The organism is Marinobacter sp. ST-43 (assembly GCF_030541085.1).
In the GTDB taxonomy this organism is placed as follows: Bacteria; Pseudomonadota; Gammaproteobacteria; order Pseudomonadales; family Oleiphilaceae; genus Marinobacter; species Marinobacter nauticus.
In genome coordinates this window covers 35257-47333 of sequence record NZ_JASSVO010000014.1, presented here as the reverse complement: position 1 = coordinate 47333, position 12077 = coordinate 35257, and the positions used below count along the sequence as shown (strand labels likewise).

12 protein-coding genes are annotated in these 12077 nt (G+C 58.5%); 7 read left to right on the top strand and 5 right to left on the bottom strand.

The features are described 5' to 3' along the window. Window positions 1–3: 3 nt before the first annotated feature. On the bottom strand, window positions 4–585 hold the full coding sequence (gene rsxA, locus QPL98_RS14975) for an electron transport complex subunit RsxA (protein ID WP_014421904.1): 582 nt from the start codon (window positions 583–585) through the stop codon (window positions 4–6). 21 nt (window positions 586–606) lie between these two features. After that, window positions 607–2643, bottom strand: coding sequence for a methionine--tRNA ligase (gene metG, locus QPL98_RS14970; protein WP_023007885.1), 2037 nt, complete (start codon window positions 2641–2643; stop codon window positions 607–609). A gap of 180 nt (window positions 2644–2823) precedes the next feature. Between metG and apbC the strand changes: the two genes are divergently transcribed. From apbC to QPL98_RS14950, 4 genes are all read left to right on the top strand, one after another. Then, on the top strand, window positions 2824–3924 hold the full coding sequence (gene apbC / locus QPL98_RS14965) for an iron-sulfur cluster carrier protein ApbC (RefSeq protein WP_022991706.1): 1101 nt from the start codon (window positions 2824–2826) through the stop codon (window positions 3922–3924). Window positions 3925–4229: 305 nt separating this feature from the next. Beyond that, on the top strand, window positions 4230–4796 hold the full coding sequence (dcd, locus tag QPL98_RS14960) for a dCTP deaminase (RefSeq protein WP_011784457.1): 567 nt from the start codon (window positions 4230–4232) through the stop codon (window positions 4794–4796). Further along, window positions 4793–5392, top strand: coding sequence for a YjaG family protein (locus tag QPL98_RS14955; protein WP_303293530.1), 600 nt, complete (start codon window positions 4793–4795; stop codon window positions 5390–5392). Before dcd ends, QPL98_RS14955 begins: the two co-directional genes overlap by 4 nt. A 63-nt stretch (window positions 5393–5455) precedes the next feature. After that, complete coding sequence (locus QPL98_RS14950) at window positions 5456–6733, top strand: valine--pyruvate transaminase (protein ID WP_303293529.1); 1278 nt, start codon at window positions 5456–5458, stop codon at window positions 6731–6733. On the opposite strand, the gene QPL98_RS14945 is transcribed toward QPL98_RS14950, so the two are convergent. From QPL98_RS14945 to purM, 3 genes are all read right to left on the bottom strand, one after another. Beyond that, complete coding sequence (locus QPL98_RS14945) at window positions 6730–7470, bottom strand: DUF3108 domain-containing protein (protein WP_023007882.1); 741 nt, start codon at window positions 7468–7470, stop codon at window positions 6730–6732. The two genes, QPL98_RS14950 and QPL98_RS14945, sit on opposite strands and share 4 nt — an antisense overlap. A 73-nt stretch (window positions 7471–7543) precedes the next feature. Further along, window positions 7544–8206 (bottom strand): phosphoribosylglycinamide formyltransferase, encoded by a 663-nt coding sequence (gene purN, locus QPL98_RS14940; protein WP_014421897.1) that lies wholly within the window; start codon window positions 8204–8206, stop codon window positions 7544–7546. Then, window positions 8203–9267 carry a phosphoribosylformylglycinamidine cyclo-ligase gene (purM, locus tag QPL98_RS14935; protein WP_023011367.1) on the bottom strand — a complete coding sequence of 355 codons (1065 nt, stop codon included), beginning with the start codon at window positions 9265–9267 and terminating at the stop codon, window positions 8203–8205. Before purM ends, purN begins: the two co-directional genes overlap by 4 nt. A gap of 188 nt (window positions 9268–9455) precedes the next feature. On the opposite strand from purM, the gene QPL98_RS14930 reads away from it, so the two are divergent. Genes QPL98_RS14930 through hda form a run of 3 tightly spaced genes read left to right on the top strand, consistent with a single transcriptional unit; the run spans window position 9456 to window position 12052 of the window. Continuing rightward, on the top strand, window positions 9456–10775 hold the full coding sequence (locus QPL98_RS14930; protein WP_303293528.1) for a DUF2066 domain-containing protein: 1320 nt from the start codon (window positions 9456–9458) through the stop codon (window positions 10773–10775). Window positions 10776–10796: 21 nt separating this feature from the next. Then, window positions 10797–11357 (top strand): CDP-alcohol phosphatidyltransferase family protein, encoded by a 561-nt coding sequence (locus tag QPL98_RS14925; protein ID WP_303293527.1) that lies wholly within the window; start codon window positions 10797–10799, stop codon window positions 11355–11357. Continuing rightward, window positions 11354–12052: a DnaA regulatory inactivator Hda gene (gene hda, locus QPL98_RS14920; RefSeq protein ID WP_014421894.1), complete on the top strand. Its 699-nt coding sequence runs from the start codon at window positions 11354–11356 to the stop codon at window positions 12050–12052. The genes QPL98_RS14925 and hda overlap by 4 nt, the downstream gene beginning before the upstream one ends. Window positions 12053–12077: the final 25 nt, after the last annotated feature.

The following is a 12077-nucleotide window of genomic DNA, read 5'->3' as shown; positions in this document are numbered from 1 at the left end:
CCGTCAGACCGCGACCAGGCCGGTGAAGCCCAGGAAAGCCAGCGACATGAGCCCTGCGGTAATCATCCCGATAGCCGCGCCCCGGAAGGCCACCGGCACATCGGATACGGCAATGCGCTCGCGCATGGCGGCAAACAGCACCAGCACCAGGGAGAACCCGACGGCGGCGCCAAAGCCGTAAAGCACAGATTCCACGAAGTTGTTGTTTTTGTTGAGGTTCAGGAGGGCTACACCCAATACCGCGCAGTTAGTGGTGATCAGGGGCAGGAAAATCCCGAGAACCCGATACAGCAGCGGACTGGTCTTGCGTACCACCATTTCGGTGAACTGTACCACCACCGCAATCACAAGGATGAAGGTGATGGTTTTCAGGAAAGCGAGATCCAGCGGGGCCAGCAGATAGGTGTAGGCCAGATAACTGCACACCGATGACAGGGTCAGCACGAACGTGGTTGCCAGCGACATGCCCATGGCGGTTTCCAATTTCCCGGAAACGCCCATGAAAGGGCACAGCCCCAGGAACTGCACCAGCACAAAGTTGTTCACCAGAATGGTGCTGACCAGAATCAGTAAATACTCTGTCATCGGAGCGTCTCAGTCTCTGCTTTACATCACCCGCATGCCCGGCACAGCGCCGGAATCCGGAGACAGAATGAAGATATCCTTACCACCGGGGCCGGCCGCCAGTACCATGCCTTCGGACATACCGAACTTCATCTTTCTGGGTTTGAGGTTGGCGACCATCACGGTCATACGACCTTCCAGATCTTCCGGTTTGTAGGCGGACTTAATACCAGCAAACACGTTGCGTTCGCCATGCCCCACGTCAAGAGTCAGTCGAAGAAGTTTGTCAGCGCCTTCCACATGCTCTGCTTTGACAATCTTGACGACCCGCAGATCCACCTTGGCAAAATCCGGGAACTCGATTTCCTCGGCGATCGGTTCGAGATCCTTTGCCGCCTCTTTCTTGCTGTCACCCTGGGCTGCCGGCAGTTCCTCTTTGGAGGCCTCCAGCATTTTTTCGATCTGGTCCATATCCACCCGGTTCATCAGCGGCTTGAACTTGTCGATGCCGTGGTTTTCGAGCAGGGCGGCACGGTTGTTCCAGTCCAGGCGCGAATTCAGGAACGACTGGGCTGCATCGGCGGTCTTCGGCAGTACCGGTGCCAGATAGGTCATCAGCAGGCGGAACATGTTGATGGCGTTGGTACAGATGGCCTGCAGCTGGTCATCCTGGCCGTCCTGTTTGGCAATCACCCAGGGCTGCTCATCATTCACGTACTGGTTGGCAATGTCTGCCAGCTCCATAATCCGACGCATGGCGCGGCCGAACTCACGTGCTTCGTAGAACTCTGCGATCTGTTCGCCGGCATCAATAAACTCTTTCAGCTTGTCCTGCTCGGTAACCTTGCCCAGCTTGCCGTCAAAGCGCTTGGTGATAAAACCGGCACTGCGGCTGGCAATGTTCACCACCTTGCCCACCAGATCGGAATTCACCCGGGCGGCAAAGTCCTCCAGGTTCAGGTCCATGTCATCCACACCGCCGGTCAGCTTCGCGGCGAAGTAGTAGCGCAGGTACTCCGGGTTCAGATGGTCCAGGTAGGTCCGGGCCATGATGAAGGTGCCGCGGGACTTGGACATTTTCTTGCCGTTCACCGTCACGAAGCCATGGGCCCAAACCGCGGTTGGCGTGCGGAAGCCCGCATCGTGCAGCATTGACGGCCAGAAAAGGGCATGGAAATTGATGATGTCCTTACCGATAAAATGGTACACCTCGGCACTGGAATCCTTCTTCCAGAAATGCTCGAAATCGATGCCCTCGCGGTTGCACAGGTTCTTGAAGCTGGCCAGGTAGCCGATAGGTGCATCCAGCCAAACGTAGAAGTACTTACCTGGTGCATCCGGGATCTCAAACCCGAAATAGGGCGCATCCCGACTGATGTCCCACTCCTGCAGGCCCGCATCCAGCCACTCGGCCAGCTTGTTGGCCACCTGGGGTTGCAGAGCACCGCTGCGGGTCCACTTGCTCAGAAAATCGTGGAACTCCGGCAGTTTGAAGAAGTAATGCTCGGATTCCTTTTCTACAGGGGTAGCGCCAGACACCGCAGAGCGGGGATTGATCAGCTCGGCGGGTGTGTAGGTGGCGCCGCAGGCCTCACAGTTATCACCGTACTGGTCTTCGGTTTTGCACTTGGGGCAAGTGCCTTTGATGAAACGATCCGCCAGAAACATCTCTTTTTCCGGATCAAAGAACTGCGTGATCTTGCGCGTGGCAATGTGATCATTGTCCTTGAGCTGGCGGTAGATGTACTCCGAGAAGTACTGATTCTCCTCCGAGTGCGTGGAGTAATAATTGTCGAAACGGATGTGAAAGCCCGCGAAATCTTCCTGATGCTCCTGGCGAATCCGGTCAATCAGCTGCTCCGGGGTAATCCCCTCACGCTCGGCCCGCAGCATAATGGCGGTGCCGTGAGCATCGTCTGCGCAAACGTAGTAGCAGTTGTGGCCGCGCATGTTCTGGAAGCGCACCCAGATATCGGTCTGAATGTATTCCAGCAGATGCCCCAGATGAATGGGCCCGTTGGCGTAGGGCAGGGCGCTGGTAACCAGAATATCGCGCTGTTGCTTGCTCGCTTGCGTCATGGTGATGTCCGAACCTTATGTTGAATCGGGTTGGAAAGACAAAAACGGGGTTCCGGCGCCAATCGCAATTGATTGTTCCAGGTAAAGACCCCATATGGTCAGAAACGGGCACAGATGATACCTTCCGAGCCATCATTTTTCACCTGCATTCAAGCTTATGAGCTTATTCCGGAGACCCCGATGACCCAGATTTCCCAACAGGCCCTAGAAGCCGCCGTTCGCGAATACCGGGACCCCTACCTGAACAAAGACCTGTACGAACTGGGAGCCGTGAAAAACCTGAGCGCAGACGACAGCGGCAACGTGACCCTGATGGTCGAACTGCCATACCCTTCCAAAGGCATCGCTGGTGGCCTGAAACAGATCGTCGCCAACGCTCTGGAATTTGTCGATGGCGTTGAAAGTGCCGAGGTGCACGTAGCCCAGAAAATCCACAGCTACAAAACTAACAAAGACCTGCCGGCCGTCCCCGGTGTGAAAAACATCATCGCAGTCGCCTCCGGCAAAGGCGGCGTGGGCAAATCCACCACCGCCGTCAACCTCGCTCTTGCCCTTCACGCCGAAGGCGCCCGGGTCGGCATCCTTGACGCCGATATCTACGGGCCCAGCATCGGCATGATGCTCGGCGTACCCGAAGGCAAACGCCCGGACGTACGCGAAAACAAATACTTCGTCCCCATGCTGGCCCACGGCCTGCAAGCCAACTCCATGGCCTTCGTCACCACCGACAAAACCCCCATGGTCTGGCGCGGCCCCATGGTCAGCGGTGCGGTGATGCAGTTGCTCCAGCAAACCCTGTGGGATGAACTCGACTACCTCATCATCGACATGCCTCCCGGCACCGGCGATATCCAGCTCACCCTGGCCCAGAAAGTCCCGGTAACCGGCGCCGTCATCGTCACCACCCCCCAGGACATCGCCTTGCTGGACGGCAAGAAAGGCATCGAAATGTTCCGCAAAGTCGACATCCCGGTGCTGGGCGTGGTTGAAAACATGAGCGTGCACATCTGCAGCAACTGCGGCCACGAAGAACCCCTCTTCGGCCACGGCGGTGGCGAACGCATCGCGGAAGAATACGAAACCACCCTCCTGGGCCAGCTACCCCTGCACATGACCATCCGCGAACAGACCGACAGCGGCGCCCCGACTGTGGTCGCCGAGCCGGATTCGGAAGTGGCAAGACGCTATCGGGACATCGCCAGAAGGGTGGGGGCGGAGCTGTCCACCCGCGAGCGGAATCTTGGTGGGACGATTTCCAGTGTTTCCGTAACTGAGCATTAACCAAGATCAGGTGCAAAGGGACTTCAACTCCACAGTCTGATCGCGACGTCAGGCCCTTCTGTCCAAAAATGTCGGAGGCCATGGATGGCCGGAGAGAAGCGCACAGGGAAGTGCTCGTAGCGATTTTTGGACAGAAGGGCCTGATGTCGCAGCCACCTGCTGTAGCGTTTTTTGGAAAGCAGCCCACACTTCCTTTGGTTCTGCTCGCAGGCTGCGAAGAGCGAGAGCGTCGAGGCTTCGACAGTCACCGCACGACAAGGTAAACTACGCCCCAATTTTTCCCAGCTGGAAACGAGAATTCACCCATGAGCATCAAATCCGACAAGTGGATCCGCCGGATGTCCGAACAGCACGGCATGATCGAACCCTTCGAAGCCGGACAAGTTCGGGAAAGCGAAAAAGGCCGCGTCATCTCCTACGGCACCTCAAGCTACGGCTACGACGTACGTTGCAGCAACGAATTCAAAATCTTCACCAACGTCCACAGCGCCACCGTAGACCCGAAGAACTTCGACGAAAACAGCTTCGTCAACTACACCGGCGACGTCTGCATCATCCCGCCGAACAGCTTCGCCCTGGCGCGCACCGTTGAATACTTCCGCATCCCCAGAAGCGTACTTACTATCTGCCTGGGCAAAAGCACCTATGCACGCTGCGGCATCATTGTGAACGTCACCCCGCTGGAGCCGGAGTGGGAAGGTCAGGTAACCCTGGAATTCTCCAACACCACCAATTTGCCAGCGAAAATCTACGCCAACGAAGGCGTTGCCCAGATGCTGTTCTTCGAATCCGACGAAATCTGTGAAACCAGCTACAAAGACCGCGGCGGCAAGTACCTTGGCCAGACCGGCGTGACCCTGCCCAGGACATGAACGCCAACCAGTTTCTCAAAGCCGTCTCACAGCTGCAGGGCTGGCGCGAATGCGCCTTCCTGCTTGCCCTGGCCGAACGTTCCTTTCCCAACTACGCCCTGTTCGCCGACGCCGTTGGCCTGAAAACCGGCGGCAAGATGCGCCAGTTGCTCGATCTGGCCTGGGACATGCTCCAGAAAGAGGTGACCGATGCCGCAATTCCGCAGCTGCTCAGTAAGCTAGAAACCCTGTGCCCCAATGTAGATGAGTACGACGCCTACGGTGTCTACCCGGCCTTCGATTTCTGCCAGCTGCTTGAGCAGGCGCTGCTGAACCGTCTGAACCCGAACAAGCATCGCGCCACCGAAGCCTCTCAGCTGGCGACCCGCACCGTGATGGATTTCGTTGAAATGTCCGAAGGTGAGGGGCTGGATGAAAACGAACTGGTGCGCGTGTTTGAGCACCATCCACTGCTCAAGGACGACAAACTGTTTCAGCGCGACACCGTCATGGCGCTGAAAAAGCAGCGAACACCCAAAGAAGCCTTCCTGGCTGAATTGCGAGCCGGTGCCGCCAACGACGGTGTCAGCAATCTGGGAATCTCCCTGGAAGGCTGACATAAGGCAACCGAGCTACACTGCCTGTAACCTCCCTCAGTACTTAATTGAACGGAATGAATCATGAAACTCTCTGCTTTCGGTCGTAAATTCACCGCTGATGCCGGCATTACTTCCCTGATGGACGATCTCGGGAATGCCATGGCCTCCGGTGAAGACATGATCATGATGGGCGGTGGTAACCCCGGCCACATCCCGGAGATCCAGCAGAGAGTTCAGAGCATTCTGGCGGAGATGGCATCCAATGAAGGTGACGTACGTCGGCTGGTGGGTATTTACGATCCCCCTCAGGGGGAAAAGCAGTTTATTGCGTCCCTGGCCGATCTGTTGAACCAGGAATACGGCTGGGGTCTGAAGCCTGAAAACATTGCGCTGACCAACGGCAGTCAGGCCGCCTTCTTCATGCTGTTCAACATGTTTGGCGGCGACTACGGTGATGGCCATCGCAAGCATATCCTGCTGCCTCTGGCGCCCGAATACATTGGCTACGCCGATGCGGGTATTGAGCAGGGGCTGTTCCACGCGGTGCAGCCGGACATCTCGTTTACCGATGCCCATGAATTCAAATATCGGGTAGATTTCGATGCCGTGGAGGTGACCGGAGAAACCGGCGCTATCTGTGTCTCCCGGCCAACCAATCCCACCGGGAACGTGATTACCGATGAGGAGTTGGCCCGGCTGGAAGAACTGGCCCGGCAAAATGATATTCCGCTGATTGTCGACGGAGCCTATGGAACGCCATTTCCAAGCCTGCTGTTTGTCGACGCGCAGCCAACCTGGAACGAGCAGATCATCCTGTGCCTGAGCCTGTCCAAGCTGGGCTTGCCAGCGGCGCGAACCGGGATCGTGATTGCCGAGGCGTCCATCATCAAGGCGTTGTCGGGCATCAACGCCATCATGAACCTGGCCACCGGAAGCTTTGGTGCGATGCTGGCGGAACCGCTGGTGCGCTCCGGAGAGATTCTGTCCCTGAGCCGGGATGTGGTTTGCCCATTCTACAAGGAAAAAATGGAGCGGGCGGTATCGGTGTTCCGGGATGCTATGGGCGAAGATAGTTGCCGCTGGTACATCCACAAACCGGAAGGAGCGATGTTCCTGTGGCTCTGGTTCCCGGATTTGCCGGTCTCCAGTCTGGAGCTTTATCAGCGTCTCAAGGCTCGGGGTGTACTGGTGGTCTCCGGGCATTACTTCTTCCCGGGCTTGCCCGAGGATGGCTGGCGTCATCGCCATGAGTGCCTCAGGGTCACCTATTCGCAGGACGATGCCCGGGTGGCTGAGGGCCTGAGAATCATTGCTGAAGAAGTAAAAGCGGTGTGGGCCGAGCAGGGACTGGCCGATTAATCGGCCAGTGTTGCGTCTTTGAGTTTCAGCTCGTACTCGCTGCCGTCCGGCTCCACCTGGAGCAGGCGAACCAGCAGGTAATCCCGGGCCGGATCAAACCACATCAGGGTCTGGCGTTTGGAGTCTTCGTCCCGGACTTTTTCCGCCTTCAGGGTGTTCATGGTGCGGCCATTGTCGCTCAGGCTATCTTCGTCGATGACAGCAAAGCGGTCGTCGTCGTAATCCCCCTTGTCCAGCACCTGGTAGGTGACATCGCGTTTGCCTGCCTTGAGGTCCTGATGGAGTTGCAGTTGGTAGCCCAAGGGGTCCAGGGTGTTGTCTCGTAACTCCACTTCAAACTTATCGCCACGATAGCTGCCGGTGGCAATGCCTGCCTGCCAGTCAAAATCAATGGACTGTTTGCGATCTTTGATCAGGAAACCGGAGAGGTGATAGCGGTAGCGCAGGGGAATCACCTGGCCATCTTCCCAGCGAAAAATCAGTGATTCGTTGATATCGGCGATGAAAGAGTCGACATCCGTACGGTACAGCCATACGTTATTGCCCTGGTCTGTCAGTTCCCGAACACCCTCGCCGTTGAGGCTGACGCCTTTGGACATGGAGGCGGTGTAGCGGGCCTCATAGGGCACCAGAGGGGCGTAATCTACATCGGCGGCGGACGCCGGCAGCGCAATCATGCCGGCAATTAGGGCTGCCCAGAGCTGAAAACGTGGTTTGTGGGGGTTGTCTGTGTGCATCAAAAAGCCTCTTTGACCGTCTACGCTAGCGACAGTGTAGTTGGTTCGGCGAGGCCTTGTGATGACAATCTGTTCAGTTCGCCGGCAGTCGCATGGGACGCTCGATGGGCGCGCCGTCAAACAGAACGCCCTCAGCGCCCAGCTGAATGCGACCCTCGCAGAACCAGCGCACGACGATGGGGTAGAGCACGTGCTCCTGTTGCTGAACTTTTTCCGCCAGGGACTCCGGAGTGTCATCCTCTGCCACGGCAACTTCCGCCTGGGCGATGACCGGCCCGCCGTCCAGTTCCTCGGTCACAAAGTGAATGGATACACCGTGGGTGCGGTCACCGGCTTCCAGGACCCTTTGGTGGGTGTTCAGTCCGGTGTAGGCCGGCAACAGGGAAGGGTGAATGTTAAGCATCCGGCCACGGAATGCGCGGACAAAGTCGCTGGTCAGAATCCGCATGAAGCCGGCCAGCACCACCAGATCCGGATTGTGGCGAAGGATTTCGGCCAGCAGGGCGGCGTCGAATTCTTCTCGGGAGCCATATTTTGTATGGTCGACCACAAAGGTGGTGAGATTGGCCTGGGCGGCGCGCTCCAGGGCAAACGCGCCCGGTTTGTTGCAGCCAACGGCAATGATCTCACCCGGAAAGTCGCGTTCCCGGGTGGCGTCGATCAAAGCCTGGAGGTTGGTACCGCTGCCAGAGGCGAGCACCAGGATCTTCGGAACGGGGGCCGGATCTGCCTTCATGCCGTCAAAAGCCCCGGTGCGTAGCGAACAACGGGCTCGGCATCGCTGGATTCGGCTGCTTCCATTACGCCGATCTGCCATACCTTTTCACCCATGGCATTCAGGGTGTCCATGGCCAGTGCCTTCTGGTCTTCCGGTACACAGATGACCATACCGATACCACAGTTAAAGGTGCGATACATTTCCTCCCGGGCTACGCCGCCGGCATTCTGAAGCCACTGGAATACCGGGGGCAGCTCCCAGCTCTGGGTGTCGAGTGCGGCTATGGTGCCCTTGGGCAGTACCCGGGGGATGTTCTCGGGCAGGCCGCCGCCGGTAATGTGCGACAGGGCCCGAACATCGACTTCGCGAATCAGTTGAAGCAGATTCTTCACATAAATGCGTGTGGGTGCCATCAGGGCGTCGGCCAGTGTGGTGTCGCCCATTGACTGGCTCAGGTCTGCGCCACTGACTTCGATAATCTTGCGAATCAGCGAGTAGCCGTTGGAGTGGGGGCCAGAGGAGCCCAGGGCCAGCAGTGCGTCACCCGGCTGGGCGCGGCTACCGTCAATGATCTTGTCACGCTCCACAATGCCTACACAGAAGCCGGCCAGATCGTAATCGTCGCCTTCATACATGCCCGGCATCTCAGCGGTCTCGCCACCAACCAGAGCACATCCGGCCTGCTCACAACCCTGGCCAATGCCTTCTACTACCTGGGCGGCAACGTCAACATTCAGTTTGCCGGTTGCGTAGTAGTCCAGAAAGAACAGAGGCTCGGCGCCACCGACCACCAGGTCATTCACGCACATGGCCACCAGGTCGATGCCGATGCTGTCATGCTTCTGCAGTTGCATGGCAAGCCGAAGCTTGGTGCCTACGCCGTCCGTGCCAGAAACCAGTACGGGCTCTTTGTAGCCTGCCGGAATCGATACCATGGCACCAAAGCCGCCGAGGCCGCCGAGTACTTCCGGGCGACGGGTGCGCGCTGCAGTGCTCTTGATTCGGTTGACAAGATCGTTACCTGCGTCGATGTCCACGCCGGCATCGCGGTAGGTCAGGGAGGGCTTCTGTTCGCTCATGGAAAATAACCGTAGGCCTGTGAGTCAAGGCGCGGATTTTAACAGGTGCGCACGGGGGCTCCAAATGGAATTGGGAGCACAGGCAATATTGCCGGTTTCAGATTGCCTGACTGCAACCTGTGCTTGCTACTCTCGGCTCTGGTGATGGTGTATCCTGTGCGCCAACCATGGGAATGGCAAGGTGTTTCATGACCGAATCAGTGAAAACAGCCAGGAACGGGCGAGTTGCTGCGTTTCTGTTGGCGGCAGTCTGTTGGGTACTCTCGGCCGGCCCGGCATCGGCGGTCAGCGTGTCGGGACTTTACACGGCCGATGTTCCGGTTGCAGGCACCTCGGCGGATGCCTTGAAGGCCGGATACGCTGAAGGGCTGCGTCAGGTAATGGTGAGGGTGTCCGGGACCCGTGAGGTGCTGGAACTCGAAGGGATAGACGAGGTACTGGCAGACGCCGAGTCCATGTTGCTGTCTTATCAGGTGAACCGTACCGCGGGGCAGTCGCGTCTGCAGATGAGTTTCGGGGCCGTGGGGGTCAACCGCGCGCTGGCGTCTGTGCAGGCGCCGGTATGGGGCGCCAACCGCCCCCTGACACTGGCCTGGATTGCCGTGGAAGACCGGGGAGACCGGCAATTACTGACCCGTTCAGCGGATTCAGCGCCGGGCAGTAACGAGGGGCTCTGGGCCCAGCATCTCTTATCAGCAGCGGCCGATCGCGGTCTGCCCATCGCCTTCCCGCCGGAGACCTATGCCGGTGACCGGGCCTTGCTGTCGGATTTGTGGGGCCAGTTTGTCGGCCGCATCGAACAAGCTTCAGACGATCTGTCCCACGACGCCCTGGCTCTGGTGCGTATCAGTCGTTCCGGCGGCCAATGGCGCGCAGGCTGGGTGGTTGAAGGCATGGGGCTCGATGCGGGTGAGCAGTCGGTCAATGCCGATACGCCGGAACAGTTGGCGCAAGCTTTGATCGATCGCTGGACAGAGCAATACGCCAGCCGATATGCGGTTACAGCCGGCGAGGCGGGTGAGGCTCCGAAAGTTGATATGGTGCTTGAGGGTGTAACGACGCTGGCAGATTACGGTCAGGTGACCCGGGCCCTGCAGGACATGACTCCGGTAGTGTCTGTTGGTGCGTCACGGGTTCGTGGCAACCGGCTGACCGTGGAGGTGGCATTCTCCGGAGAACTTGACCAGTTGAAGGAGCATATCGCGCTGGACGCACGATTTGTGCCGGCGGAGCAGCCTGCAGAGCCGATAACGGCCAGCAAGAACAGCCAGACTGCTGGCTCGGACGGGGATGGTGCGGCGCAAACAGGCGAGCCCGGTTCCCGCAATGAAACCGAAGCACCGGCCGGAACGGATGCGCAGGATAGTGCTTCGACGCCTGGGTTCAGCTATCAGCCCCTGGCTCCGGGCGATGAGCAGGATGCCGAACAGGCTTTTGAGTCTTTGTACCAGGTACTTTATTACCGCTGGCAACCCGCTCCCGGCGCCACTGGCGGCGACCGAAGCTGATGGCTTGATGGAGGCAGCCCGGTGAGTTCTAAGCAGTGGCGCTGGATCCCGAATGCACTGACATTCCTGCGAATGGTGCTGATCGTGCCGTTCGCCGGCGCGCTGCTGGAAGGTAACTACCGGCTGTCTCTGGTGATATTCTTCGTTGCCGCACTGACCGATGCCTTTGACGGGTTTCTGGCCCGTCATTTCAACTGGCGCTCCCGGCTTGGCGCTGTGGCCGACCCTCTCGCGGACAAGGCGCTGTTGATTTCGGCCTACCTCATGCTCACCATTACCGGTGTACTTCCGCTGTGGCTGTTTGTCCTGGTGCTGGGTCGGGATCTTGTCATTGTCTGCGGCGGCCTGGCTTTTCATTACGGCATCGGCCGCTTCGATATGGAACCCAGTATTCCGGGCAAGATCAACACGTTTGTCCAGATACTGGTGGCGCTCGCCATTATCATCCTGCTGGCGGGTTTGCCCATGCAGCCCTGGGTCATCGACACCGGGATCTGGCTGGTTGCCGTCAGCGCGCTGGTGAGCGGGGGGCACTATGTGGCAGTGTGGAGTTTGCGGGCCTGGAGGGCGAAGCGGTCATGAAAGCCTCACAAATGGTATTGGGGGTCAAGCTCCGGGACGATGCCCGCTTCGACAACTTTCACGGTGACCGTAACCGTTCGGCCGCACAGCGGCTGGAGCTGGTGTGCCGGGAGCCGTCGGGGCTTCCGGTAGTGGTGATCTGTGGCGATTCCGATACCGGCAAAAGTCATCTGTTGCAGGCGATCTGCCATGAGTCCGAGCAGATGGGAAAAACCGCCGTCTGCATCAGCATTGTCGAGCTGCTGCCGTTCGGCCCGGACGCCTTGGCGGGCCTGGACAGTCATGATGTGATCTGTCTTGACGATCTGGAGCATGCCGCGGGTGATCCCGGCTGGGAGGAGGCGGTTTTCCACCTGTACAACCGGGTGCTGGATCGTAATGGCCTGCTGGTGGTCAGTCTGTCTGAGGTGCCCGCTTCGCTGCCGTTCGGACTGGCAGACCTGGGATCTCGTCTGGCGCATGGCTTGCTCATTCAGTTGGGCGTGTACCGGGATGAGGATCGGCAGCGAATCCTGATGGCCCGGGCAGAGCAGCGCGGGCTGGTGATGAGTGAGGATGTTGCCGGCTTCATCATGCGCAGGGCCCCTAGAAAGCTGGGTGATCTGCTGGGGCTGCTGGATACATTGGATGAGAATTCGCTGCAGGCCCAGCGACGTTTAACCATTCCGTTTGTTAAAGCTGTGATGGGATGGTAACGGCAAAGGGATTAATAACGATAAA

What these genes read in the sequence shown, in the direction of transcription:
- QPL98_RS14945 (WP_023007882.1), bottom strand. Translation starts at nt 7,470, where the DNA reads ATGCACACAGACAACCCCCACAAACCACGTTTTCAGCTCTGGGCAGCC.
- metG (WP_023007885.1), bottom strand. Translation starts at nt 2,643, where the DNA reads ATGACGCAAGCGAGCAAGCAACAGCGCGATATTCTGGTTACCAGCGCC.
- QPL98_RS14950 (WP_303293529.1), top strand. Translation starts at nt 5,456, where the DNA reads ATGAAACTCTCTGCTTTCGGTCGTAAATTCACCGCTGATGCCGGCATT.
- QPL98_RS14955 (WP_303293530.1), top strand. Translation starts at nt 4,793, where the DNA reads ATGAACGCCAACCAGTTTCTCAAAGCCGTCTCACAGCTGCAGGGCTGG.
- dcd (WP_011784457.1), top strand. Translation starts at nt 4,230, where the DNA reads ATGAGCATCAAATCCGACAAGTGGATCCGCCGGATGTCCGAACAGCAC.
- rsxA (WP_014421904.1), bottom strand. Translation starts at nt 585, where the DNA reads ATGACAGAGTATTTACTGATTCTGGTCAGCACCATTCTGGTGAACAAC.
- purM (WP_023011367.1), bottom strand. Translation starts at nt 9,267, where the DNA reads ATGAGCGAACAGAAGCCCTCCCTGACCTACCGCGATGCCGGCGTGGAC.
- purN (WP_014421897.1), bottom strand. Translation starts at nt 8,206, where the DNA reads ATGAAGGCAGATCCGGCCCCCGTTCCGAAGATCCTGGTGCTCGCCTCT.
- QPL98_RS14930 (WP_303293528.1), top strand. Translation starts at nt 9,456, where the DNA reads ATGACCGAATCAGTGAAAACAGCCAGGAACGGGCGAGTTGCTGCGTTT.
- hda (WP_014421894.1), top strand. Translation starts at nt 11,354, where the DNA reads ATGAAAGCCTCACAAATGGTATTGGGGGTCAAGCTCCGGGACGATGCC.
- apbC (WP_022991706.1), top strand. Translation starts at nt 2,824, where the DNA reads ATGACCCAGATTTCCCAACAGGCCCTAGAAGCCGCCGTTCGCGAATAC.